General features: G+C 64.7%; 23 protein-coding genes. 19 read left to right on the top strand and 4 right to left on the bottom strand.

The window, feature by feature from the left end:
• Positions 1–109: 109 nt before the first annotated feature.
• Positions 110–313, bottom strand: coding sequence for a hypothetical protein (locus V5279_RS24925; protein WP_166205418.1), 204 nt, complete (start codon positions 311–313; stop codon positions 110–112).
• Positions 314–513: 200 nt separating this feature from the next.
• On the opposite strand from V5279_RS24925, the gene V5279_RS24920 reads away from it, so the two are divergent.
• The gene (locus V5279_RS24920; protein WP_338701378.1) at positions 514–1,527 is read left to right on the top strand and encodes a TRAP transporter substrate-binding protein; all 1,014 of its coding nucleotides are present in this window, start codon (positions 514–516) and stop codon (positions 1,525–1,527) included.
• A gap of 213 nt (positions 1,528–1,740) precedes the next feature.
• Entirely contained in the window at positions 1,741–6,138 is a 4,398-nt protein-coding gene (locus V5279_RS24915) for an autotransporter domain-containing protein (protein WP_338688868.1), read from the top strand.
• Positions 6,139–6,225: 87 nt separating this feature from the next.
• Here the strand turns inward: V5279_RS24915 and V5279_RS24910 are convergent, their stop codons facing one another.
• Positions 6,226–8,055 carry an FAD-binding oxidoreductase gene (locus tag V5279_RS24910; RefSeq protein WP_338688866.1) on the bottom strand — a complete coding sequence of 610 codons (1,830 nt, stop codon included), beginning with the start codon at positions 8,053–8,055 and terminating at the stop codon, positions 6,226–6,228.
• Between the two features lie 293 nt (positions 8,056–8,348).
• Here V5279_RS24910 and V5279_RS24905 point away from each other — a divergent pair, with 293 nt between their 5' ends.
• Together V5279_RS24905 and V5279_RS24900 are read left to right on the top strand one after the other, a co-directional pair.
• Entirely contained in the window at positions 8,349–9,209 is an 861-nt protein-coding gene (locus V5279_RS24905; protein WP_338688864.1) for a LytTR family DNA-binding domain-containing protein, read from the top strand.
• A 122-nt stretch (positions 9,210–9,331) separates the two neighbouring features.
• On the top strand, positions 9,332–10,180 hold the full coding sequence (locus V5279_RS24900) for an alpha/beta hydrolase (RefSeq protein ID WP_338688862.1): 849 nt from the start codon (positions 9,332–9,334) through the stop codon (positions 10,178–10,180).
• Here V5279_RS24900 and V5279_RS24895 read toward each other — a convergent pair.
• Positions 10,177–11,469 (bottom strand): MFS transporter, encoded by a 1,293-nt coding sequence (locus V5279_RS24895; RefSeq protein WP_338688860.1) that lies wholly within the window; start codon positions 11,467–11,469, stop codon positions 10,177–10,179. The genes V5279_RS24900 and V5279_RS24895 overlap by 4 nt on opposite strands.
• Positions 11,470–11,511: 42 nt before the next feature.
• The gene (locus tag V5279_RS24890) at positions 11,512–12,702 is read right to left on the bottom strand and encodes an aromatic ring-hydroxylating dioxygenase subunit alpha (protein WP_338688858.1); all 1,191 of its coding nucleotides are present in this window, start codon (positions 12,700–12,702) and stop codon (positions 11,512–11,514) included.
• 130 nt (positions 12,703–12,832) lie between these two features.
• On the opposite strand from V5279_RS24890, the gene V5279_RS24885 reads away from it, so the two are divergent.
• The 15 genes from V5279_RS24885 (at position 12,833) to nuoL (ending at position 25,764) form a co-directional block, all read left to right on the top strand.
• On the top strand, positions 12,833–13,348 hold the full coding sequence (locus tag V5279_RS24885) for a MarR family winged helix-turn-helix transcriptional regulator (protein WP_166296043.1): 516 nt from the start codon (positions 12,833–12,835) through the stop codon (positions 13,346–13,348).
• 215 nt (positions 13,349–13,563) lie between these two features.
• Positions 13,564–13,929 carry an NADH-quinone oxidoreductase subunit A gene (locus V5279_RS24880; protein ID WP_018271860.1) on the top strand — a complete coding sequence of 122 codons (366 nt, stop codon included), beginning with the start codon at positions 13,564–13,566 and terminating at the stop codon, positions 13,927–13,929.
• Positions 13,920–14,525, top strand: coding sequence for a NuoB/complex I 20 kDa subunit family protein (locus tag V5279_RS24875; RefSeq protein WP_166296041.1), 606 nt, complete (start codon positions 13,920–13,922; stop codon positions 14,523–14,525). The genes V5279_RS24880 and V5279_RS24875 overlap by 10 nt, the downstream gene beginning before the upstream one ends.
• Positions 14,526–14,535: 10 nt before the next feature.
• Positions 14,536–15,153, top strand: a complete 618-nt coding sequence (locus tag V5279_RS24870) for an NADH-quinone oxidoreductase subunit C (RefSeq protein ID WP_166296038.1) — start codon at positions 14,536–14,538, stop codon at positions 15,151–15,153.
• Positions 15,154–15,155: 2 nt separating this feature from the next.
• On the top strand, positions 15,156–16,346 hold the full coding sequence (locus tag V5279_RS24865) for an NADH-quinone oxidoreductase subunit D (protein ID WP_166296035.1): 1,191 nt from the start codon (positions 15,156–15,158) through the stop codon (positions 16,344–16,346).
• A gap of 41 nt (positions 16,347–16,387) precedes the next feature.
• On the top strand, positions 16,388–16,999 hold the full coding sequence (gene nuoE, locus V5279_RS24860) for an NADH-quinone oxidoreductase subunit NuoE (RefSeq protein WP_029080758.1): 612 nt from the start codon (positions 16,388–16,390) through the stop codon (positions 16,997–16,999).
• A 44-nt stretch (positions 17,000–17,043) separates the two neighbouring features.
• The gene (locus tag V5279_RS24855) at positions 17,044–17,208 is read left to right on the top strand and encodes a hypothetical protein (RefSeq protein ID WP_414645619.1); all 165 of its coding nucleotides are present in this window, start codon (positions 17,044–17,046) and stop codon (positions 17,206–17,208) included.
• A gap of 19 nt (positions 17,209–17,227) precedes the next feature.
• Entirely contained in the window at positions 17,228–18,553 is a 1,326-nt protein-coding gene (gene nuoF / locus V5279_RS24850) for an NADH-quinone oxidoreductase subunit NuoF (RefSeq protein ID WP_338688838.1), read from the top strand.
• An 8-nt stretch (positions 18,554–18,561) separates the two neighbouring features.
• Entirely contained in the window at positions 18,562–19,050 is a 489-nt protein-coding gene (locus V5279_RS24845; RefSeq protein WP_338688836.1) for a hypothetical protein, read from the top strand.
• Positions 19,051–19,057: 7 nt separating this feature from the next.
• Complete coding sequence (gene nuoG, locus V5279_RS24840) at positions 19,058–21,133, top strand: NADH-quinone oxidoreductase subunit NuoG (RefSeq protein ID WP_338688834.1); 2,076 nt, start codon at positions 19,058–19,060, stop codon at positions 21,131–21,133.
• 10 nt (positions 21,134–21,143) lie between these two features.
• Positions 21,144–22,214 carry an NADH-quinone oxidoreductase subunit NuoH gene (gene nuoH, locus V5279_RS24835; RefSeq protein WP_338688832.1) on the top strand — a complete coding sequence of 357 codons (1,071 nt, stop codon included), beginning with the start codon at positions 21,144–21,146 and terminating at the stop codon, positions 22,212–22,214.
• Positions 22,215–22,221: 7 nt separating this feature from the next.
• A complete protein-coding gene (gene nuoI / locus V5279_RS24830) occupies positions 22,222–22,716 on the top strand; it encodes an NADH-quinone oxidoreductase subunit NuoI (protein ID WP_166205402.1) in 495 nt (164 codons plus the stop codon).
• A 9-nt stretch (positions 22,717–22,725) separates the two neighbouring features.
• Positions 22,726–23,364: an NADH-quinone oxidoreductase subunit J gene (locus V5279_RS24825; RefSeq protein ID WP_338688828.1), complete on the top strand. Its 639-nt coding sequence runs from the start codon at positions 22,726–22,728 to the stop codon at positions 23,362–23,364.
• Positions 23,361–23,669: an NADH-quinone oxidoreductase subunit NuoK gene (gene nuoK, locus V5279_RS24820; protein WP_076857700.1), complete on the top strand. Its 309-nt coding sequence runs from the start codon at positions 23,361–23,363 to the stop codon at positions 23,667–23,669. Before V5279_RS24825 ends, nuoK begins: the two co-directional genes overlap by 4 nt.
• Positions 23,670–23,676: 7 nt before the next feature.
• Entirely contained in the window at positions 23,677–25,764 is a 2,088-nt protein-coding gene (gene nuoL / locus V5279_RS24815; RefSeq protein WP_338688823.1) for an NADH-quinone oxidoreductase subunit L, read from the top strand.

Raw genomic sequence — 25,764 nt, 5'->3', positions numbered from 1 at the left:
CCATCTTTCGGCGGTCTGCGCTGGAATGGGACAGCTGTTTCAATTCGGCAGCGCACAACAAAAAGCCGCCCGAAGGCGGCCGTTCTGTTTGCCGAAGCCTGAGTAAATCTTAGCGGACCGTCGAGGTGCCCGACGAGGTGATCGCAACCGGCTTGCCGGCCTTGATGACCTGGGTCGTCTGGGCGGTCTGGGTGAAGTCCGCGTTGTTCCGGGCCGAAATGCCGAAAGCCGCAACCGCGATGCCGGCAACGAGGGCAACGACCACAATCTTCAGATGGGTCGAGCGGTCCGCTGAATGGATCGAGTGGTTCATGGTCGCCTCCGGGCGTCTGTGCGCCGTCTATGGCAGCTACTGGTAAGGCCGATCTGTTTCCGGATCGTTTCGTGAGTTCCCTGAAATGGTTTCGTGCCACAGGAGGATTGGTTTCACTGTGCCTTGCGTCACGGAGGCGGAGAGCCGAAACTGGGCACAGGCGCGGGACAGCGCTTGGGAGAAAAATAACAATGAAAACAATGAAGATGACCCGCAGGGGCCTGTTGGGAACTGGCTCTGGTGCGGTCGCTGCGGCGATGTTTGGCAAACGAGCCGTTGCCGCTGCCGAGTTCGATTTTAAGCTCGGCGTTGACACCCCGGAAACCCACCCGCTGACAATCCGTCTCGTCGAGGCCGCCAAGGCGGTGGCCGAGCAGTCGGCCGGCCGGCTCAACATCACGGTGTTTTCCAACAGCCAGCTCGGCGGCGATCCGGAAATGCTGTCGCAGGTCCGCGCCGGCGGTATCGAGTTGATGGCGGCGCCGAGCCTGACCCTGTCGATCCTGGTGCCGCTGTCGGGCCTGCCGAGCATCGGCTTCGCCTTCCAGTCCTACGACCAGGTCTGGGCGGCGATGGACGGCGGCGTCGGCGAGACCGTGCGCGAGGCGATCGGCAAGACCGGCCTGGTGCCGATGAAGAAGGTCTGGGACAACGGCTTCCGCCAGATCACGTCGTCGTCGAGCAGGCAGCTCGGCAGCGTCGACGATCTCAAGGGTTTTAAGATCCGCGTGCCGGTGACGGCATTGCTGACCTCGCTGTTCTCCGGGCTCGGCGCGCTGCCGTCGAGCATCTCCTACAGCGAGCTCTATTCGGCGCTGCAGACCCACATCGTCGAAGGGCAGGAGAATCCGCTGGCGCAGGTCTCGACCGGAAAGCTCTACGAGGTGCAGAAATACTGCGCACTGTCGAACCATTGCTGGAGCGGCTACTGGATCATCGGCAACCGCCGCGCGATGGCGAGCCTGCCGCCCGATCTGCTGGAGATGGTCAACGCCGCGTTCGACGCCGCGGCGGTGAAGGAGCGGGCTGACCTCGTCGAGATGGACCGCTCGCTGCAGGCTGAGCTCACCGAGAAGGGCATGACCTTCAACAAGCCCGATCCCGTGCAGTTCAGGGCCGCCTTGGTGAAGGCCGGCTTCTACACGCAGTGGCAGAAGACCTATGGCGCGGACGCCTGGGCCGCGCTGGAGAAATATACCGGCAAGCTGACGTGACGGCATCGGACGCTTGGCATCGGACGCTGGCGGCGATGCAATTGAAGATTGTGTGGCGCAGAAGGCACATCAAAGGGCTTTCGAATCCATCGTTGTCTTTTGGTCGTGCGGCAGAATGTGTCGGAGGGTAAATTGCGTTGAGACGTTTTGGTTGCCGCGTGACGCGCGGCCGGAATTTGGAATGCCATGTGCGTGCGCTTACGATTCCCCCGTTTGCAACGGGTTGCTGTAACTCTCGCACTGGTCGTTACGCTCGGGACATCAGCGCATGCGCAAACGGTGCTGACCGCCAGCGATGCCACGAGCCTCGTCACCGCGCTGACGACGATCGACAGTAATCCGGGCACCAGCTACCAGCTCAACATCACGAACAACATCACGCTGACCGGCACGACCACGCTGCCGGTCATCAATTCAAGCAGCAATGTCACGATCAACGGCGGCAACTTCACGCTCGATGGCGGCGGCGTGCAGCGCGGATTGTTCGTCTACTCGGGCACCGTCGCGGTCAACAATCTGACGATCCAGAACGCCGTGGCCAAGGGCGGCAATGGCGGCAGCGGGTTTGATGGCGGGGGCGGGGGCGGGATGGGCGCCGGCGGCGCGCTGTTCGTCGCCAGCGGCGCCAACGTCACAGTGAGCAATGTTTCTCTCGCCAGCAATCAGGCTAACGGCGGTAACGGCGGCAATTACGGCTCAACCGTCGCCGGTGGCGGAGGTGGCGGAGGTGGCGGCGGGCTCGGCGGCAATGGCGGTAACGGCGGCAATTTCGGTGGTGGTGGCGGTGGCGGGATTGGCCTCGGCGCCAACGGCGGGGCCGGCCAGACTGGCTCGGCGGGTGGCAACGGTGCTGCCGGCATCGTTGTCGGCGCCGCCGGCGGTGGCGCCGGCGTTACCGACCCCGCGAGCGGTGCCACACCAGGCGTGGGGGGCGCCAATGGAGGCGGCGGTGGCGGCGGGGCCGAGGGGGCTGGCCTCTCTGGCGGTGGCGGCGGCGGCGGGATCAGCGGCAGCGCTGCTACCTCCGTCGGAGGCTTGAGCGGCGGCGGCGGTTCTGGCGGCTTCGGTGGTGGCGGGGGCGGCAGCTCCAACAGTGCTGGAGGGAACGGCGGGTTCGGCGGCGGCGGCGGGAGCAAGCGCTGCTTTGCCAACGGGGGAGACGGCGGCTTCGGCGGTGGCGGCGGTGGCGAAAGCGGCAATTCCGGTCAGACGTGTGGCAGTCTCGGCGGCTTCGGCGCAGGCAATGGCGGCAACGATTCCCAAGGCGGTGCGGGTGGCGGGCTTGGCGCGGGCGGCGCCGTATTTGTCCAGGGTGGTGGAACGCTGATTGTTTCGGGGGCCTTCACCGTCAACGGCAACAGCGTCAGTGGCGGCGCTGGCGGTGTCGGCGCCGGCAATGGCTCGGCTTTCGGCTCGGGTCTGTTCCTGCAGGGCAGCGGGACGCTGACCTTCAGTCCCGCGGCCGGGCAGAACCAAATCATCTCCGATGTTATCGCCGACCAGACCGGCAATGGCGGCACCGGTGCCAACGCCGGCAGTTGGGGCGTTAGCAAGTCGGGTGTCGGCACGCTCACGCTCACGGCCGCAAACAGCTATTCGGGCGGCACGACCGTGAGCGGCGGCCTGATCAATTTCAACGCAGCGAGCAATTTCGGCTCGGGCCACATCACGCTCAACGGCGGCGGCCTGCAATGGGCGAACGGCAATACGGCTGACATCTCGGGCCGGCTGAACGCAATCGGCTCCGGCGGTACGACGTTCGACTATAACGGCAATGCCGTGATGCTCGGGACCCAACTCACCGGCACCGGCGGAGTGACCATCGCCAACTCCGGCAGCGGCGGCACGCTGACGCTAGCGGCAGCCGAGAATTACGCGGGCGCGACCACGATCAACGCTGGCGCAACGCTCGCGTTGTCCGGTAGTGGCGATATTTCCAGCTCGAGTGTCGTGACGGTCAACGGCACATTCGATATTTCGGCGCAGGCGCTTCTCTTCGGTGCGATCACGACACTGGGGGGCAGCGGATCGGTCGTGCTTGGCACCAAAGTACTGGTCATTACCGGCGGTTCAACGGAATTCTCCGGCGCGATCAATGGCGGGGGCGCCCTGGAAATCGCTGGCGGCATTCAGACCTTGTCTGGTGTCAATGGCTATGCCGGCGTCACCCAGATCGATGGCGGCGCGACGCTGGCACTTAAAGGAAGCGGCTCGATCGCCAATTCGCTCTATCTTGGTTTCGCATCGGGCTTGCTTCCTGCAACACTTGATATTTCGCAGACCAACAGCGGCGCCAGCGTGACCGGCCTTTATGATCCGACCGGCCTCGGCGCCATTTCCCTCGGCTCCAAGACACTGACCATCACCGCCCATGTCGGCCCGTTCAACGGTACCATCCAGGATGGCGGCATCGGTGGTGGCGCCGGCGGCAACGTGACGATCGCCAATGGCGCTGTGGCGACCTTCGGAGGCGTCAATACCTTTACCGGCCTCACCACGATCAACAGCGGCGGCGAACTGTTTCTGACCGGCGCCGGCAGCATCGCGTCCTCGAAGGCCGTGATCAACAACGGCTACTTTGACATTGCGGGTCGCGCCGGTGATGGCTCGATCGCAGGTCTTTCCGGCACCAGCGCCGGCGTGGTGAATCTGGGCGCCCACACACTTACCTTCACCAATGCGAACGGAACGTTTGCCGGCATCATCCAGGACGGCGGTGCGGGCGGCGGCGTGGCGATCACCGGCGGCAAGCAGATCCTGGCCGGCATCAACACCTACACCGGCGCGACCACCGTCAACGGCGGCACGCTGGAAGTGGACGGCTCGATCGCCAGCTCATCGAACGTGACGGTCAATTCCGGCGGCACCCTGAGCGGCACCGGCGTTGTCGGTCGCGCAACGGTCACCGCTGGGAGAGATGGCGGCGCCACGTTCACGTTGGCAAACAGCAATCTCGGCGGGGTAACCATCATCGGCGGCACGGATTTGGTGAACAACCTGGTCGCCAATTCCAGCGCGCCCTTGCGCGGCGGCGTTGATCCGGCGGCCACAACCATCATGAGCGGCGGCACATTGGCGCCCGGCAATGCCGCAAACCCGACCGGCACGCTGACCGTCAATGGCAATCTCGCCTTTCAATCCGGCGCGATCTATCTGGTTCAGGTGACGCCGACACTTGCAGCGTCGACCAATGTCAGCGGGACAGCGACGCTCGGCGGCGCTGCCGTGAATGCAGCGTTCGCCAACGGCAGCTACATTTCCAGGCAGTATACCATCCTGACCGCCGGCAGCGTCAGCGGCACCTTCGGCTCGCTCGCCAACAGCAATCTGCCGGCGAATTTCAGCGACACGCTGAGCTACGACGCCACCCACGCCTACCTCAATCTGACGCTGAACTTCGTGCCGCCTTCCGCTCCGAACTTTGGCGGCGGCCTCTCCATCAACCAGCAAAACGTCGCCAACACGCTGGTCAATTTCTTCAACACGACCGGCGGCATTCCGACGGTCTTCGGTACGCTCGCGCCGGCGGGGTTGACGCAGGCCTCCGGCGAGTTGGCCACCGGCTCGCAGCAGACGACGTTCGATGCCATGAACCTGTTCATGGGCGTGTTGACCGATCCGTTCATGAACCGGAACGGCGGAGCCGATACGGCCCCGGGCGCTTCGGGCTATGCGGAGGAGAGCGGTGCCAGCGCCTATGCCGCAGCCAGGAAGACCGATGCATTCGCGATGTTCACCAAGGCGCCGCCCGCACCGTTCGTGCAGCGCTGGAGCGTCTGGGCCGCCGGCTTCGGCGGTTCGCAGTCGACCAGCGGCAACGCCATTGTCGGATCGAACAACACCACCAGTAGCGTTTATGGCACCGCGATCGGCGCCGATTATCTGTTCTCGCCGAACACCATTGCGGGATTTGCAATTGCCGGCGGCGGCACCAACTTCTCCGTCGCCAACAGCGGCGGCGGCCGATCCGATCTGTTCCAGGCCGGCGTCTATGTCCGTCACACCGAAGGACCGGCCTATATTTCCGCAGCGCTCGCTTACGGTTCGCAGGACATCACCACCAACCGCACCGTGACGGCCGCCGGCATCGACCAGCTGCGCGCCGAGTTCGATGCCAACGCGTATTCGGGCAGGATTGAAGGCGGCTATCGCTTTGTCGCGCCGTGGGCCGGCGGCGTCGGCATCACGCCTTACGCCGCGGGCCAGTTTACGACCTTCGATCTGCCGGCCTATGCCGAACGGGTGATCTCGGGCTTGCCGAGCTTTGTGCTTGGCTATGCCGGCAAGAGCGTGACCGACACGCGCAGCGAACTCGGCTTTCGCACCGACAAGTCTTTCCCGGTGCAGGACGGCGTCCTGACGCTGCGCACCCGCTTCGGCTGGGCGCACGATTACGATCCCAACCGCGCGATCGCGGCAACCTTCCCGGCGCTGCCCGGCGCGAGCTTCGTCGTCAACGGCGCGGCGCAGGCAAGCGACTCTGCGTTGACCTCGGCATCGGTCGAGATGAAATGGCGAAACGGCTGGTCGGCCGCCGCGACGTTCGAAGGCGAGTTCTCCGACGTTACCTCAAGCTACGCCGGCAAGGGCGTGGTGCGGTATCAGTGGTGAGACGGATACCGAAGGAATATTTGGCAAGCTGAGGTCGTTTTAAAACGCGGTCAGGGGGCGGATTCGTTCGTCGGTCGTTTCGGCCCCTTATTGATGTGCCGCCAACCGCGCAAATCCGTCGTCGCTCCAGCCTTCGCTGCCGACGCCGTGTCGCACGAAGAACAGGCCGGCCGGATCGTACTGCTGCTTGATCTCTAGAAGCCGCTTGTAGTTCGCCCCCCAATAGGCCTGCTGCCATTTCGGTTCGAAGAAGCTGCTTTCCGCAAGATAGGCACCGCCATCCGGCGCGACCTTTCTGAGTTCGCCGACGGCCTTCGCGATCGCCGCGGCATTCTTGCGCGCGTCGGCCAGATCAGGCTCGTGGCCGCTGAGGCCGGAATAGGCCGGCGGGCCCTCGCTCGCGATGATTGCGAGCACGAAGGCGTCGATGACAGCGGGGTTCGTGGCGGTCTCTCTCGCCGAGGCGATTGCAGCCTCCGATCCGCCGGCCAGCCCCTTCTGGAAGTGCAGCTCGACTGTCGCATGCTGTGCGGCTGCGAGCAGGGCTTCGACCAGCCGCGGGCGCTCCACTTCGCCCAACAGCGACGCCGGAAGCCAGAGCGATTCAAAGCCATGGATGAAATGCCCGGCTTCGCTCAGATTGGCGGCCCAGAACACGTTCTCCGTCGGCGCGCCGGGACGATCGTCGGACAGGATCGCCTGCGGCGCGCGCTGCCTGATATAGGCGGCGTCCCAGCGGCGCGCCGCCGGCCCGGTGCGGATCGATGGCCGACGGATGAAGGTGAACTCGCCCCCGGCCTCGCTGACGAAGCGAATGAAGGGCTGCCACAGATCGTCGGCCTGCTGCTTGCTCAGCCCCTGGAACGATAGCTGGATGTCAAGCAAATTGCCTGGCTTGATGTTGACGATCTCGCCCCAATGGCGGTTATGCAGGCGATCGGCGTAGAGATCCACGAACGCGCCGACGAGCTTGCGGAATGACGCGCCCGATGCCGCCTGGATCGTCATGGAGGCGAAGCCGACGATTTCGGGCAGTTCATGGGTCCGCAAGGTGAGGCGGGTGACGACGCCAAAGGTGCCGCCACCGCCGCCGCGCAAGGCCCAGAACAGGTCCGGGTTGCTGCGGGCATTGGCGATCCGGACGACACCGTCCGCGGTGACGATTTCGGCTTCCAGCAGGCTCGCCGCGGCGGTGCCGTAGTTCTTCGAATAGCTGCCGAAGCCGCCGCCCTGCACCAGCCCCGCGACGCCGACGGTTCCGCAGCCGCCGCCCTGGACATAGCGGCCACCCCGCGTCGTCACCTCGTTGTAGACATGCATCCAGATCGCGCCGGCGCCGACGGAGACGGCCGGCTGTGGCGGATCCTCACAGCCTTGTGCGACGAAGCTGTCGTGCAGCGTGATGTCGTTCATCGCCCGCGTCCAGATCATCAGCGAGTCCGGCGCACTCGATGTGCCGAGATAGGAGTGGCCGCCACCCCTGACGACCAGCCGCAGATTGTTGTCGCGGGCGAAATTGACGGCAGCGACGACATCGGCTGTCTTGCGCGCCGCGACCGCGTAGACGCTCGGCTGCGACGCCCAGGCGTCGAGATAGCCCGTGGTCTGGGTCAGCGCCGCGTCGTCGCCGATGTAGTAGGGATTCTTGAGCCCCTTGAACACATCGCGGCAAGCAGCGCCGGCAGGATTGTCCTGACAGGCCACGAGCGGCGACTTCACCACAATCAGCTGCCCCCAGGTCTGGTCGTTGAGCTGGTTCCAACTGGCTGCCGACGGCCATTTTGGATCCGAGGGGCGCGTTCGCCGAAGCATTTGCGACGAAATGCTCGCGCCTTGCGCGGCGGCAACCGGCCTCGGCACCATCCAGTGCGCCATCGGCGTCAGGGCCGCGCCGATCAGGAGTTCGCGGCGATTCATCGGCCAGTCACCGGTCCGTGAGAAGAGCCGATTTTCAGTCCGTCCGGACGGCTCACCGTCCTGCTTTGCGGGACGACGTTCGCTTGCCTGTGATAAAGACCGGCTTGAGTGACGGATCGCAATTGGGTCCCCGAGTTGACCAGCGGGGCAGATGACTTGACGAGTTGCACCATCTATTCCTTCCCGACATGCCGACGACGCAGCCAGAGAATTCCATTGAACCGGTGACAGGTCGTCGCGTCGAGCGGGCTTGGGACGAGCAACCCGATTCCAGGGACGAAAATCGACCCGATGTGACGGCGAACCGATGGAGCGGGGCGGAGCGCGCCTCGATGCTGGCCTATGGCTGGGTGGCGCTGCTGATCGTGGCGAGTGGCGTGGTCAACGTCTTCTCCTCGGTCAACGAGTTCAAGCCGTCGGCCGGGTTCGCACCATTGCGCGTGCCCGTGCTGCTCGAGGTGACGAGCGCCGTTGCATGGATCCTGTTTCTGCCTCTGCTGCGAAGCGGCATCGCACAATTGCGTCTTGGGCGCAGCCGCGTGATGGCGGTCACGCTGGCGGGGGCGGCGACGCTGCTCTACGCGTTCGCGCATCTCGTCACCATGGTCGGGTTGCGCAAGCTGTTGCTGGCCGATGTCTATACGTTTCACTGGATGACGGCATTTCCGCACGAGTTCCAGAAGGACATTGTCTCGTCGATGATGGTGGCGGTGGTGATCTGGTTGATGGATCGCAGGGGGGTGGTGATATCAGCGGCGCCGGCGCTGCCGCCCGAGGTGGCGGCACGGCCGGTGGCCGAGCCGCCCGTCGACGCCGCCAACCCCAGCCTCTGGCTGCGGGATGGCGCGACGAGCTTTCGGATCGATCCCCGCGACATCGTGGCCGTGACATCCGCCGGCAATTATGTCGAATTCAGTCTTCCCAACGGACGCCGTCTCATCCGCAGCACGCTGGCGCGCGAGCAGGATCGGCTCCAGCCGTTCGGCCTCGTCCGCGTGCATCGGGCGAGGCTGGTCAATCCAGCGCGGGTCGTGGCAGTCGAGCATCGCCCGGCGGGGGACTTCGTCCTGCGCATGGACAATGGCGAGACGCTCGCCGGCAGCAAGCGCTATCGGAACGTCGTGGCGACCTTCACAGAAAATACGAACAGGTAAAACCCGCGCGGGGCTGGCGTCGCCAGCCCGATTACCTCGCGCGTAATCGCGGGCACGACCTCGCTTTGCGATGATCGGTGGGTGGCGTCCACGTCACGGCCGATCCGCAAGGGAGATCTGAGATGAGCAGTCGAACAGTCCTCGAAGCAACCGCTCTGGCGCAGCCGTCGCGCGTGACGGCGAGGGATGGTACCTCGCTGTTCGTGCAGGACTGGGGCTCGGGCCGTCCGGTGCTGTTCCTCGCCGCCTGGACGTTCAATTCCAGCGTCTGGGGCAGCCAGATCGTGGCGCTCAATGCGAAGGGTTATCGCTGCGTCGCGCCTGACCGGCGCGGGCACGGCCGCTCCGACATGCCGATGACGGGCTATGATTTGGACACGCTGACCGATGACGTCGCCGAAGTGATCGAGCAGCGCGACCTGCGCGACGCGACACTGGTCGCGCATTCGATGGGATCGATCGAGGCGGTGAACTATCTGGCGCGTCACGGCGCGGATCGCATCGCGCGATTGGTCCTCGTGGCGCCGACCACGCCGTTTCTGGTGCAGACGGAGGACAATCCCGACGCGATTCCGAGGCCGATGATCGACGCGCAGAACGCCGCGATCGCGCAGGACTTCCCGAAATGGATGGGAGAGAATGAGGCGCCGTTCTTCATGCCCGACACGCCAGAGGTCACGCGGGCCTGGATCAGGGAGATGATGCTGGGCGTGCCGCTGCCGGTGGCGCTGGCCTGCCGCAAGACCATCTCCTTTGCTGACCTGCGCGCGGCGGCCAGGGGGATCGATCGCCCGACGCTGATCGTGCACGGCGACAAGGATGCCAGCGCACCGCTCGAACTGACCGGCGCCAAGACCGCGGCGCTGATCAAGGGCAGCAGGCTTTCCGTCTACGGAGGCGCGCCGCACGCTTTGCCGCTGACGCACAGCGCGCGCCTGGTGTCCGACCTGCTGGCCTTCATGGCGAGCTAGCTGGCGCGCGCGATGTCCGATCGGATCGAGCGCGCGGCCAAGACGAACAGCAGCGCGCCGAGCGTCGTCGTCACCGCCGCCGACAGCAGCGAGTAGCGAACGGCGTCCGCGCCGTACGCGCCCTTCAGCGCGTCGTTGATCATGCCGACGGCGAGGGGGCCGAAGCCCTGGCCGAAGCAGGTCGCGGTGAGAAGGACGATCGCGGAGGCCAGCGCGCGCATGCTGGGCTTTGCCACGGTCTGGGCGATGGCGAAGATCGGGCCGAGATGGAAGCCGACCATGAACGAGGTCAGCGCCAGCGTGGCGACCATCAGTGTGAAGCTTGGGGTGAGCATGCACAGCGCGAACACCGGGCCGGCGAGGCCGGACATGATCGCAGGCGCCCACAGCTTCCAGCGGTCGTCGCGCCGGCCGATCTGCGCCACCACGAGGCCGCCGACCAGTGTCCCCGCCATGCCGGAAAGACCCTTGAAGGTGCCGGCATAGGTGCCGATCTCGGCGCTGGTGAGATGATGGATACGCGCCAGGAACGGCGGGATCCACACTGCGGTGGCGTAGTTGGTGTACGTCGTCAGGCAGAAGCCGATCAGCACGATGACGAAACTCGGCTGCGATATCAGGAAGCGCAGCGTCGGCCCGATCGGCTCCGCCTTGAAGGTCTCGGTCATCGCGCCGCGCGCAGGCTCTGAGATCGTCAGCCACAACACGGCGGCGAGCGCGATGCCCGGCAGGCCAGCGGTGAAGAAGGCCATTCGCCAGCCATAGTGCTGGTTGACGTAGCCGCCGATGAAATAGCCGAGGAAGACGCCGAGATAGGTGCCGATCGCATAGATGCCGAGCGCGCGCGGCCGCTCATTCTTGTCGAACAGATCGGCGATCATCGATTGCGAGGCCGGCGTTCCCGCTGACTCCCCGATGCCGACGCCGATCCGCGCCAGCGCCAATGTCGTGACGCTGGAGGCGAGGCCGCACAGATAGGTCATCGCGCTCCACAACGCGAAGGCGCAAGCGACGATGTTACGGCGGCTGAGGCGATCGGCCATCCGCGCGATGGGAATGCCGAGCAGCGAGTAGAACAGCACGAAGCCGAACCCGGCGAGCAGGCCCATCGTGGTGTCGCTGAGGAAAAACTCCTTCTTGATCGGCTCGATCAGCACGTTGAAGATCGTGCGGTCGAGGAAGTTCAGGGCGTAGATGATGGTGAGCAGGCCGAGCACGTAGTATCGGCGGGTCGATGGCCTTGCGGCGGCATCCGTCTGCACAGCCACCTGTGGCGCGAGATCGACCATGCTTCCCCCTGCTGATCTTTGTTGTTTGCTGGCGCGCGGGCCTTATGCCTCGCGGATGAAATTCCCAGCCTCGAATTCGACCGGTCCGGCGTCGGCGTCGAACGACACCCCGATCGGGTCGCGGCCGGCGGCGAGCGCCTCGAGCTGCTCGCCGAGCATCCGCCGGACCATCAGGATGCCGCGGTCGCTCTGGCCAAAATGCTCTTCGGAATATACCGTCACCGGCCCCTGGCCGACTTGAGCCTCGTAGTCGCCGGGGAATTGCTGGTGCTCCTGCTCCGTCATGTCCCACCAGAACTTGCCGTTGAACTTCGAGCGCATGCGGCCGATGTCGCCTGATTTCTTGACCCGGCCGGCGACATAGATGCGGAACGAGTTGTCGTCGATCGGCAAGGTCCAGCCGATCGATTCGACGCGGGCGAATTGCGCGACCCGCGGATTGGGCACGACACGCAGCGTGGGGAGGGCGGCCTCGGTGACGCGGTAAAACACCTTGCCGTCATCCTGCCTGCGGATCGAGCGCACCGCGACGCCACGCGGCGACATCTCGAACTTCACCTCGGGCATCGAGGCCATCATGGTGGTGAACTGCGGCCCTGAGAACGAGCCGTGCAGCACCGGCACGTGGTAGGGATCGGCGACGTTCTCGAAATGCTGCAACCAGTTGCAGGGGATCACGGCCGGGCCGCCGCCGCCGATCGATGAATCGTCGGCCTCGACGAACTCTCCGTCGTCCATGGTCTCGAGGCACTCGTAGCGCGGCAGCACCGGCTTCTTCTCGGCCGGGCCCATGTACGCGAAGATCAGCCCGTAACGTTCCTGCACCGGATACCAGGGCTGGCGCACCTTGTCCTTGAACAGGCCGCCTTCGGGCTCGCAGGGCTGTTCGAGGCAGCGGCCTTCGGTGTCGAACTTCCAGCCGTGATAGCAGCAGCGAATGCCGTCTTCCTCAACCTTGCCGTAATAGAGAGTGGTTCCGCGATGGCAGCAACGGGCATGCAGCAGTCCGATCCGGTCATGCCGGTCGCGGAACAGGATCAAATCCTCACCGAGCGCGCGGACTTTTCTGGGGATATCGGTGGCATCACCGGCGAGGCCGACCGGGTGCCAGTAACGGCGCAGCAGTTCGCCCATCGGCGTGCCACGGACGACGGAGGTGAGCTCGGTCCGGGTGGTGGACGGCTTCATCGCATAGGCCGTGCCGAGATCGCGGTCCCGCTGGGTGATCGTCATGTTGTTCCTCCCGCCGCTGGTCTGGTGCCCGCGGTCGCGCTGTCGTTGATGAAGTCAATGATATATCGATGACAATGTCAACGATCTCGACTAGCTTGGCAGCGCGTGGCTTTGTTGGCAGAGGTTGGCGATGACCGAGAAGCTCAGGACGGAGAGGGCGTTGCCGCCGGAAGCCGTGGTCGACGCCGAGCTGGCGCCGATCACCGCGATGATGTCGTCGCGGCTGATGGTGCTGGCAAACCTGCTCAAGCGCGGTGCGATGTTGCGTTACAAGCGGCTCGCCGGGCTCTCCTCGGTCGAGTTCGGCCTGGTCGCCTCGCTCGGTCGGCGGCCGCCGATGAGCGTGGTGCGGTTGGCCGAAGCCGTCGGCATGGACAAGGGCCAGATCAGCCGGGCGCTCGCCGAGCTCGTCGCGCGCAAGCTGGTGGCCAAGTCGGCCAACCCGCGCGACAACCGCGAAACCCTGGTCTCGCTGACCAAGACGGGCCTCGCCGCCCATGACGCGATCGTCGCCGGCGCGCAGGAGCGAAACCGGCGCCTGCTGGAACAGCTTACCCCACAGGAACTTGCGCTGCTGCTCGGACATGTCGATCGGCTGACCGAGATCGCCGCCGAGATGCTCGCCGCCGAGCGGGAGCTGGGCTGATATGGCGAGCGCGCAGGGCACCGGATCGCCGGCGCAGCGTTGCCGATTGAGGCAAGTGCTGCCACCTGATCGGGCCGACAGCCCGCGGGGAAGGACGGCAAAAGCGTCAAAATAGCTTGTCTTGCGCCCCCTGTTGCGCTGCGCTAAAGCCTCAAGAACAATTCCAATCAACGAATCTGCGGCACGTCCGAAACCGCAGCAAGAAGGCCTCGCCGATGACCGGCATCCTGCAAAATTACCTCCCACTTGTGGTGTTTATCGGAGTCGCCAGCCTGATCGGTCTGGCGCTCCTGATCGCGCCGTTCCTGGTCGCGTTCCAGTCGCCGGACCCGGAAAAGCTGTCCGCCTATGAATGCGGATTCAACGCTTTTGACGACGCCCGCATGAAGTTCGACGTCCGCTTCTATCTGGTGGCGATCCTCTTCATCATCTTCGACCTCGAAGTGGCGTTCCTGTTCCCCTGGGCGGTGGCGTTCGGAAAGCTCGGTGCGACCGGCTTCTGGTCGATGATGGTCTTCCTGGCCGTGCTGACGGTCGGGTTTGCATATGAATGGAAGAAAGGCGCGCTCGAATGGGATTGAGCCCCACCGCCGCATCCTCGCAGCCGGCGATCGCCAAGCCTGAGATCGCCATGGCTCCGAAAGGAATCATCGATCCGTCGACCGGCAGGCCGGTCGGCGCCAATGATCCGTTCTTCCTCGAGGTCAATCACGAGCTGTCCGACAAGGGCTTCTTCGTCGCCGCGGCCGACGACCTGATCACCTGGGCGCGCACCGGCTCGTTGATGTGGATGACCTTCGGTCTCGCCTGCTGCGCGGTCGAGATGATGCAGGTCTCGATGCCGCGCTACGACGTCGAGCGCTTCGGCTTTGCGCCGCGTGCCTCGCCGCGGCAGTCCGACGTGATGATCGTCGCGGGCACCCTGACCAACAAGATGGCGCCGGCGCTGCGCAAGGTCTACGACCAGATGCCGGAGCCGCGCTACGTCATCTCGATGGGCTCCTGCGCCAATGGCGGCGGCTACTACCACTATTCCTACTCGGTGGTGCGCGGCTGCGACCGCATCGTGCCGATCGACATCTACGTGCCGGGCTGCCCGCCCACGGCGGAAGCGCTGCTCTACGGCGTGCTGCTGTTGCAGAAAAAGATTCGCCGTATCGGCACTATCGAACGCTAAGGTTTCAGGCATGGACGACGGCAAGCTCGACGCCCTTGGGCAGACGATCGTGAGCGCGCTTCCGGGCGCCGCCACCGCGCACTCGGTCGCCTTCAATCAACTCACTATCGACGTCGAGATTGGCAGAATCGTGGACGTCGTTACGTTTCTGCGTGACGACGCCGGCTGCCGCTTCGTCAACTTCACCGATGCGACCGCGGTCGACTATCCGAGCCGCGAGAAGCGCTTCGACGTCGTCTACCATCTGCTGTCGCCGACCCTGAACACCCGCATCCGGCTGCGCGGGCAGGCCGACGAGACCACGCAGGTGCCCTCGATCATCAACGTATTCCCGGGCGCCGACTGGTTCGAGCGCGAGACCTACGACCTCTACGGCGTGATCTTCACCGGGCATCCGGACATGCGCCGCCTGCTGACGGATTACGGCTTCGACGGCCATCCGCTGCGCAAGGATTTCCCGCTCACCGGCTTCGTCGAGGTTCGCTACGACGACCAGGAGAAGCGGGTGCTGTACGAGCCGGTCCGGCTCAACCAGGAATTCCGCAAGTTCGATTTCCTGTCTCCGTGGGAGGGGGCTGACTACCCCTTGCCGGGTGATGAAAAGGCGAAGGCGGAACCGAAGGCCTGATCATGAACGAACAGAATCTTCGCAACTTCACCATCAACTTCGGTCCGCAGCATCCGGCGGCGCACGGCGTGTTGCGCCTCGTGCTGGAGCTCGACGGCGAAGTCGTCGAGCGCGTCGATCCGCATATCGGCCTGCTTCACCGCGGCACCGAGAAGCTGATCGAGCACAAGACCTATCTGCAGGCGATTCCCTATTTCGACCGGCTCGACTACGTTGCGCCGATGAATCAGGAGCATGCGTTCTGCCTCGCGGCGGAAAAGCTGCTCGGCATCACGGTGCCGCGCCGTGGCCAGCTGATCCGCGTGCTGTATTGCGAGATCGGCCGAATCCTCTCCCATCTGCTCAACGTCACCACGCAGGCGATGGACGTCGGCGCGCTGACCCCGCCGCTGTGGGGCTTTGAAGAGCGCGAAAAGCTGATGGTGTTCTATGAGCGCGCCTCGGGCTCGCGCATGCACGCGGCGTTCTTCCGCGTCGGCGGCGTGCACCAGGACCTGCCGCCGAAGTTGATCGACGATATCGATGCGTGGTGCGATCCGTTCCTCAAGGTGGTCGACGACCTCGATACGCTCCTGACCGGCAACCGCATCTTCAAGCAGCGCAACGTCGACATCGGCGTGGTGCCGCTGAAGGAAGCCTGGGAGTGGGGTTTCTCCGGCGTGATGGTGCGCGGTTCGGGCGCGGCTTGGGACCTGCGCAAGTCGCAGCCTTACGAGTGCTACGCCGAAATGGATTTCGACATTCCGATCGGCAAGAACGGCGACTGCTACGACCGCTATCTGATCCGCATGGAAGAGATGCGTCAGTCGGTGCGCATCATGAAGCAGTGCATCCAGAAGCTGAAGGCGCCGGACGGCCAGGGCCCGATCGTGGTCGAGGACAACAAGATCGCGCCGCCGCGCCGCGGTGAGATGAAGCGCTCGATGGAAGCGCTGATCCATCACTTCAAGCTCTACACCGAAGGCGTGCACGTGCCGGCCGGCGAAGTCTACGCCGCGGTCGAGGCGCCGAAGGGCGAGTTCGGCGTCTATCTCGTCGCCGACGGCACCAACAAGCCCTACAAGTGCAAGATCCGCGCGCCGGGCTTTGCCCATCTGCAGGCGATGGATCACATCTGCAAGGGCCATCTGCTGGCCGACGTTTCCGCCATCCTTGGCTCGCTGGACATCGTGTTCGGCGAAGTCGACCGGTGATGATGTCCGCATCCGCACCGCCCGCAATGAGAGTTTGATCGATGTCCGTCCGCCGCCTTGCCCCGAAGGAATTGCAGCCCGCGAGCTTCACGTTCACGGACGAGAATCTCGCCTGGGCCAAGAAGCAGATCGAGAAATATCCGCCGGGCCGCCAGGCTTCGGCCGCGATCGCGATCCTGTGGCGCGTCCAGGAGCAGCATGACGGCTGGGTGTCGGAAGCCGCGATCCGCGCCGTCGCCGACCTGCTCGAGATGCCGCATATCCGCATGCTGGAGATCGCGACCTTCTACACCATGTTCCAGCTCTCGCCGGTCGGCAAGAAGGCCCATGTGCAGGTGTGCGGCACCACGCCGTGCCGGCTGCGCGGCGCCGCCGACCTGATCGAGGTCTGCCAGCATCGCATTCATCACGATCCGTTCCAGCTGTCGAAGGACGGCAACTTCTCCTGGGAAGAGGTCGAGTGCCTCGGTGCCTGCGTGAACGCGCCGATGGTGCTGATCTGGAAGGACACCTATGAGGACCTGACCAAGGAAAGCTTCGGCAAGGTGCTCGACGGCTTTGCCGCCGGCAATCCGCCGAAGCCGGGCCCGCAGGTCGACCGTCAGTTCTCGGCCCCCGCAGGCGGGCCGACCACGCTGAAGGAAACGACCTGATGGGCTTTCAGGTGCTAGCAAACGGAACGGGGAGGGGCGCTGCGATGAAGGCCTGGCGCACGATCGCCCTCCATACTTCTGTCGCGGCCGGATTCATGTTCCTGCTGCAACGTTACGGCCTGAACGCAACGCTGGAATCCAGCCTGCTGTGGGCCATCGTGTTCGGCGGCTGCGCCGCCGGGCTCGCTTACTCCCAAGCCAATCGGTGATGTTCGGAAAGTTTTGAGCATGCTCGACGACAAGGACCGCATCTTCAAGAACCTCTACGGCCTGCATGATTGGGGCCTAGAGGGCGCGCGCCGCAGAGGCGCCTGGGATGGCACCAAGGGGATCATTGACAAGGGCCGCGACTGGATCATCAACGAGATGAAGGCCTCGGGTCTGCGCGGCCGCGGCGGCGCGGGCTTCCCGACCGGCATGAAGTGGTCCTTCATGCCCAAGGAATCCAAGGACGGCCGTCCGAGCTATCTCGTCGTCAACGCCGACGAGTCGGAGCCCGGCACCTGCAAGGACCGCGAGATCATGCGGCACGATCCGCATCTTTTGGTCGAGGGCTGCCTGCTCGCGAGCTTCGCGATGGGCGCGCATGCCTGCTACGTCTATATCCGCGGCGAATTCATCCGCGAGCGCGAACACCTGCAGGCCGCGATCGACCAGGCCTATGAGGCCAGGCTGGTCGGCAAGGACAACATCAACGGCTGGCCGTTCGACATCTATGTCGCGCACGGCGCCGGCGCCTATATCTGCGGCGAGGAAACCGCGCTGCTCGAGAGCCTCGAAGGCAAGAAGGGCCAGCCGCGGCTGAAGCCGCCGTTCCCGGCCAATGTCGGCCTCTATGGCTGCCCGACCACCGTCAACAACGTCGAGTCGATTGCGGTCGCGCCCGACATCCTGCGCCGCGGCGCCGCCTGGTTCGCCGCCATCGGCCGTCCGAACAATGTCGGCACCAAGCTGTTCTGCATCTCCGGTCATGTCGAGCGGCCCTGCAACGTCGAAGAGGCGATGGGGATTCCGTTCCGCGAGCTGATCGAGAAGCATTGCGGCGGCATCCGCGGCGGCTGGGGCAATCTGAAGGCGGTGATCCCCGGCGGCTCGTCGGTGCGCATGGTGCCGGCCGAGCAGATCATCGACACGCCGATGGATTTCGACAGCTTGAGCAAGCTGCGCTCGGGCCTCGGCACCGCGGCCGTGATCGTGATGGACAAGTCGACCGACCTGATCCGGGCGATCGCGCGCATCTCCTATTTCTACAAGCACGAGAGCTGCGGCCAGTGCACGCCGTGCCGCGAGGGTACGGGGTGGATGTGGCGCGTCCTGACCCGCATGGCCGACGGCCGCGCCCACAAGCGCGAGATCGACATGCTGCTCGAGGTCACCAAGCAGGTCGAGGGCCACACCATCTGCGCGCTCGGCGACGCCGCGGCGTGGCCGATCCAGGGCCTGATCGCGCATTTTCGTCACGAGATTGAAGAGCGGATCGACCAGTATTCGCACAAGGCCGATCTCGACGATCAGGGCGTTCGCGATCCCGTGCACATGGTAGCTGCGGAGTAATGACGGCGATGACGCAAAAGGCCGCATGGTGGCAGAGATACGGGACGTTTGCGCAGATGGCGCACGCGACCGTGGCGCTGCTCGGCTTTTGCGCCGTCCTGCTGCAGATCAACGAGATCCGTTGGTCGAGCCGCGCCTCCGCTGCGCGCACGGCGTTTCTGGGTTACACCGATCTCGCCTTCAAGAACCCGAAATTCGCGCAGCCCGATTACGAGGCTATCAAGGCCGGCAGTCGCGAAGAGCGGTCGCAGTATGAGAGCTTCGTCTCGTACTTCCTCTATGCCTGCGAGGAGACCTTTGCCGCATTCGCGGACAAGCGCGAATGGCAGGCGTCCTGTGACTACGATCTGAAACCGCATTTGCCGTTCCTCTGCGAGAAGAACCAGGCGCAACCCGCCTATCTCGCGACCTACGGCACCGACACCCAGCAATGGGTGAAGACCTCACTGAAAACCGCCAGCGTCGCACCGCCCGACTGCAAGCTCGGAAAGACTTGAGACAGACATGAGCAAGATCATCATCGATGGCAAAGAGATCGATGTGCCGCCGGAGTACACGCTGCTGCAGGCGTGTGAGGCGGCCGGTGCCGAGATTCCGCGCTTCTGCTACCACGAGCGGCTGTCGATCGCCGGCAATTGCCGGATGTGCCTGGTCGAGGTGAAGGGCGGACCGAAGCCGGTCGCGAGCTGCGCCTGGGCCGTGCGCGATTGCCGTCCGGGACCGAAGGGCGAGCCGCCGGAGATCTCGACCCGTTCGCCGATGGTCAAGAAGGCGCGCGAAGGCGTGATGGAGTTCCTGCTGATCAACCATCCGCTGGATTGCCCGATCTGCGATCAGGGCGGCGAGTGCGACCTGCAGGACCAGGCGATGGGCTACGGCGTCGACACCAGCCGTTTCGCCGAGAACAAGCGCGCGGTCGAGGACAAATATCTCGGTGCGCTGGTCAAGACCTCGATGAACCGCTGCATCCAGTGCACGCGCTGCGTCCGTTTCTCCGCCGAAGTCTGCGGTGCGCCGGAAATGGGCGCGACCGGGCGCGGCGAGGACATGGAGATCACCACCTATCTGGAGCAGGCGCTGAGCTCGGAGCTGCAGGGCAATCTCGTCGACATCTGCCCGGTCGGCGCGCTGACCTCGAAGCCCTATGCGTTCGCGGCGCGGCCCTGGGAGCTCGGCAAGACGCAATCGGTCGACGTCATGGACGGCGTTGGTTCTGCGATCCGCGTCGACACCCGCGGCCGCGAGGTCATGCGCATCCTGCCGCGTATCAACGAGGCGGTGAACGAGGAGTGGATTTCCGACAAGACCCGCCACGTCGTCGATGGCCTGCGCACGCAGCGCCTCGACCGGCCCTATGTGCGCGAGAATGGCCAGCTCAGGCCGGCGACCTGGCAGGAAGCCTTTGCTGCCATCGCCGCCAAGGCCGGCCGCACCGACGGCAAGCGGATCGGCGCCATCGCGGGCGATCTCGCCGCGGTCGATGAAATGTATGCGCTGAAGGAGCTGCTGGCGAAGTTCGGCTCGGTCAATCTGGCGGTGCAGGGCGGCGACGCGTTCGACGCCAAGGCCGGCCGCGGTTCCTACATCTTCAACCCGACCATTGCCGGCATCGACCAGGCCGACGCGATCCTGATCATCGGCTCGCATCCGCGCAAGGAAGCCGCGGTGCTGAACGCGCGGATCCGCAAGCGCTGGCGCACCGGCGCCCTCAAGGTCGGCATGATCGGCGCCAAGGCCGATTTCACCTATGACCACGACTATCTCGGTGCGGGCACCGACACGCTGGCCGATCTCGCCGCCGGCAAGCACTCCTTTGCCGACGTGCTGAAGAACGCCAAGAACCCGATCATCCTGGTCGGCGCCGGCGCCTACACCAGGCATGACGGCGCGGCGGTGCTGGCGCAGGCTGCCAAGCTCGCCGTCGACGTCGGCGCGCTGAAGGACGGCTGGAACGGTTTTGCCGTGCTGCAGGATACCGCCTCGCGCGCCGGGGCGCTCGATATCGGCTTCTCGCCGGCGGCCGGCGGCCTGACCACGGCGCAGATGACCACCTTCGGCACGCTCGACGTGCTGTTCCTGCTCGGCGCCGACGAGATCAAGGCGCCGGACGGCACCTTCGTGGTCTATATCGGCACCCATGGCGACAAGGGCGCGCATCGCGCCGACGTCATCCTGCCGGGCGCGGCCTACACCGAGAAATCCGGCATCTACGTCAACACCGAGGGCCGGGCGCAGATCGCCAACCGCGCCGCATTCCCGCCGGGCGAGGCCCGCGAGGACTGGGCGATCATCCGCGCGCTGTCCGACGTGCTCGGCAAGAAGCTGCCGTTCGACTCGTTGCAGGCGCTGCGCCAGGCGATGTTCAAGACCTATCCGCACCTGATGCGGCTCGACCAGATCGAGGCCGGCAAGGCTGATGACGTCAAGGCGCTGGCGGGCAAGGGTGGCAGCGTCGACAAGGCGGCATTCAAGCCGACCGTCGAGGATTTCTATCTGACCAACCCGATCGCGCGGGCCTCTGCCGTGATGGCGGAATGCTCGCGGCTGGCGTCGGGCCGAATGCTGACGGCAGCGGAGTGAGCGTGACCTGATGGCTGATTTCTTCGCAAGCTCGTTCTGGACCGGCTTCCTCTGGCCGCTGATCATCATGGTCGCGCAGAGCCTGTTGCTGCTCGTCGTGCTCCTGGTCGCGATCGCCTACATCCTGCTCGCCGACCGCAAGATCTGGGCGGCGGTGCAGATCCGCCGCGGCCCCAACGTGGTCGGCCCGTTCGGTCTGCTGCAATCCTTCGCGGACTTGCTGAAATTCGTGCTCAAGGAACCGGTCATTCCGTCCGGCTCGAACAAAGGCGTGTTCCTGCTGGCGCCGCTGGTCTCCTGCGTGTTGGCGCTGGCCGCCTGGGCCGTGATCCCGTTCAATCTCGGCTGGGTGATTTCCGACATCAATGTCGGCGTGCTCTACATCTTCGCGATCTCGTCGCTGTCGATCTACGGCATCATCATGGCCGGCTGGTCGTCGAACTCGAAATATCCCTTCCTTGCGGCGCTGCGCTCGGCGGCGCAGATGGTGTCCTACGAGGTCTCGATCGGCTTCGTCATCATCACCGTGCTGCTCTGCGTCGGCTCGCTGAACCTGTCGGCGGTGGTCGAGGCTCAGAACAGCCGCGGGCTCGCGCATCTGATCGGCCTGCCGCAGCTCACCATCCTGAACTGGTATGTGTGGCCGCTGTTCCCGATGTTCGTCGTTTTCTACGTCTCGGCGCTGGCGGAAACCAACCGTCCGCCGTTCGACCTGGTGGAAGCGGAATCCGAGCTGGTCGCCGGCTTCATGACCGAGTACGGCTCGACGCCGTATCTTTTGTTCATGCTCGGCGAGTATGTCGCGATCACCACGATGTGCGCGCTGGCGTCGATCCTGTTCTTGGGTGGTTGGCTGCCGCCGGTCAACCTGCCGCCGTTCACCTGGATTCCGGGCATCGTCTGGTTCGCCCTCAAGGTGTTTTTCATGTTCTTCATGTTCGCGATGGCGAAGGCGATCGTGCCGCGCTACCGCTACGATCAACTGATGCGGCTCGGCTGGAAGGTGTTCCTGCCGCTGTCGCTGGCGATGGTGGTGATCGTGGCTGGTGTGCTGCAATTCGCCGGCATCGCGCCGAAGTGAGGCCGTCATGAGTGTCAACGTCAACGCAACTGCCCGCTCGCTCCTGCTGTCGGAATTCGTCTCGGCGTTCGTTCTCGCCATGCGTTATTTCTTCAAGCCGAAGCCGACGCTGAACTATCCCTTCGAGAAGGGCCCGATCTCGCCGCGCTTCCGTGGCGAGCACGCGCTGCGCCGCTATCCGAACGGCGAGGAGCGCTGCATCGCCTGCAAGCTGTGCGAGGCGATCTGCCCGGCGCAGGCGATCACGATCGAGGCCGGCCCGCGCCGCAATGACGGCACCCGCCGCACGGTGCGTTACGACATCGACATGGTGAAGTGTATCTATTGCGGCCTGTGCCAGGAGGCATGCCCGGTGGACGCCATCGTCGAGGGACCGAATTTCGAATTCGCGACCGAGACCCGCGAGGAACTCTACTATGACAAGGCGAAGCTGCTCGCCAATGGCGACCGCTGGGAGCGCGAGATTGCGAAGTCGATGGCGCTCGACGCGCCGTACCGGTGAGGTGAGGGCATGATCCTTCCGGCGCTGTTCTTCTATCTGTTTGCTGCCGCCTGCGTGGCCTCGGCGGTCATGGTGATTGTCTCGCGCAATCCCGTGCACTCCGTGCTGTACCTGATCCTGGCGTTCGTCAACGCTTCGGGGCTGTTCATCCTGATGGGCGCCGAGTTCCTCGGGATGATGCTGATCGTGGTCTATGTCGGCGCGGTCGCGGTGCTGTTCCTGTTCGTGATCATGATGCTCGACGTCGACTTCGTCGAGCTGCGCGAGGGCTTCATCCAGTACCTTCCGATCGGCATTGTGATCGGCGGCATTTTCCTGTTCGAGCTCTTGCTGGTGGTCGGCGCCTGGGTGATCAACCCGCAGGTCGCCAAGACTATCACCGCCGCGATCCCGACCAATGTCAGCAACACCGAGGCGCTCGGCCTCGTGCTCTACACGAAGTACATCCATTACTTCCAGCTCGCCGGCATGGTGCTCTTGGTCGCGATGATCGGCGCCATCGTGCTGACGCTGCGCCACAAGGCGAACGTTAAGCGGCAGAACATCAACGTGCAGAACGCGCGCACGCCGGAGATGGCGATGGCGATGCGCAAGGTGGCGTCGGGGCAGGGCCTGCAGGATGCCGACGCGGCGGAGTGGGTGAAATGACCATCGGGCTCGGACACTATCTGGCGGTCGCCGCGATCCTGTTCACGCTCGGGATCCTCGGCATCTTCCTCAACCGCAAAAACATCATCATCATCCTGATGTCGATCGAGCTGATCCTGCTCTCGGTAAACATCAATTTGGTGGCGTTCTCGACGTTCCTCGGCGACATCGTCGGCCAGGTGTTCGCGCTGCTGGTGCTGACGGTGGCGGCGGCCGAGGCCGCGATCGGCCTTGCCGTGCTGGTGGTGTATTTCCGCAACCGCGGTTCGATCGCGGTTGAAGACGTCAATCTGATGAAGGGCTAGCGCGCAGATGTACCAGGCAATTGTCTTTCTGCCGCTGCTGGGCGCCATTCTCGCGGGGCTGATCTCGATATTCGGCGCGCATGCCCGCAATCCGAGCGGCGACACCGTCGACCACCACGACGATGCGCATGGCGACGCTCATGCCTCCGCCGCCCACGACGATCACGGCCAGGACGATCACGGCCAGGACGACCATGGTCATGACGACCACCACGTCTCCGAACCGGCGGCGGCGGGCTCGCGGCTGGCCGAGCTGATCACCACCGGCCTGCTGTTCGTCTCGGCGGCGCTATCCTGGTTCGCGCTGGTCGATGTCGGATTCATGCATCACGACGCGCGGATCGCGCTGTTGCCCTGGATCAGCTCGGGCGACCTGCAGGTCGCCTGGTCGCTGCGGATCGACACCCTGACGGCGGTGATGCTGGTCGTGGTCAACACCGTGTCGGCGCTCGTCCACCTCTATTCCATCGGCTACATGGACGAGGACCCGAACCGGCCGCGCTTCTTCGGCTATCTCTCGCTGTTCACCTTCGCGATGCTGATGCTGGTGACGTCGGACAACCTCGTGCAGCTGTTCTTCGGCTGGGAGGGCGTGGGCCTGGCGAGCTATCTCCTGATCGGCTTCTGGTACCAGAAGCCGTCGGCCAACGCCGCGGCGATCAAGGCCTTCGTGGTCAACCGCGTCGGCGACTTCGGCTTCGCGCTCGGCATCTTCGCGATCTTCGCGCTGGTCGGCTCGACCGATTTCGAGACCATCTTCCACGCCGCGCCCGGGCTGACCGGCAAGACCATCGACTTCTTCGGCTGGCACCCCGACGCGCTGACGCTGACCTGCCTGTTCCTGTTCATGGGCGCGATGGGCAAATCGGCCCAGTTCCTGCTGCACACCTGGTTGCCGGACGCCATGGAAGGCCCGACCCCGGTGTCGGCGCTGATCCACGCCGCGACCATGGTCACCGCCGGCGTCTTCATGGTGGCGCGGCTGTCGCCGCTGTTCGAGCTGTCACCGACCGCGCAGGCGGTGGTGATGTTCTTCGGCGCGACCACGGCGTTCTTCGCCGCCACCATCGGCTTGGTGCAGAACGACATCAAGCGCATCGTCGCGTATTCGACCTGCTCCCAGCTCGGCTACATGTTCGTGGCGATGGGAGCAGGGGCCTATTCGGTCGGCATGTTCCATTTGTTCACGCACGCCTTCTTCAAGGCGCTGCTGTTCCTGGGTTCCGGCTCGGTGATCTACGCGATGCATCACGAGCAGGACATCCGCAACATGGGCGGCCTGTGGCGCAAGATCCCGTACACGTTCGCGGTGATGTGCATCGGCACGCTGGCGCTGACCGGTTTCCCGCTGTTCGCCGGCTACTTCTCCAAGGATGCGATCATCGAGGCGGCCTATGCAGCGCATAATCCGTTCGCGACGTATGCCTACGGGCTGACGATCGCGGCCGCCGGCCTGACCTCATTCTACTCCTGGCGTCTGATCTTCAAGACGTTCTTCGGCGAGCCGCACGACCAGAAGCACTACGAGGCGGCGCATGAGAGCCCGATCTGGATGCTGGTGCCGATCGGCGTGCTCGCCGCCGGCTCGATCCTGGCGGGTCTGCCGTTCAAGGAAGTGTTCGCCAGCCCACACGGCGTCGAGGAGTTCTTCCGCGAATCCGTCAAGATGAACCCGCACATTCTCGAGGACATGGAGCACATGCCGGGCTGGCTCGCGCCACTGCCGACCGTCATGATGGCCCTCGGCCTGTTCATCTCCTACATGTTCTACATCAGCAGGCCCTACCTGCCGGTCGAACTCGCGAAGCAGCAGCCGATGCTGTACCAGTTCCTGCTCAACAAATGGTACTTCGACGAGCTCTACGACTGGATCTTCGTGCGTCCGGCCAAGTGGCTTGGCTACACGCTGTGGAAGAAGGGCGACGGCTTCGTCATCGACGGCTTCGGTCCGGACGGCGTCTCGGCCCGCGTGCTCGACGTCACCCGCAATGTCGTCAAATTGCAGACCGGCTATCTCTATCACTACGCTTTCGCGATGCTGATCGGGGCCGCCGGATTGATCACCTGGTTCATGTTCGGCTTGGGAGGCCAGTAA

It is taken from the genome of Bradyrhizobium sp. 26S5 (genome assembly GCF_036923295.1).
GTDB classification, from domain to species: Bacteria; Pseudomonadota; Alphaproteobacteria; order Rhizobiales; family Xanthobacteraceae; genus Bradyrhizobium; species Bradyrhizobium septentrionale.
The sequence above is the reverse complement of the archived record's forward strand: the minus strand, read 5'-3'. Positions and strand labels throughout refer to the sequence as shown.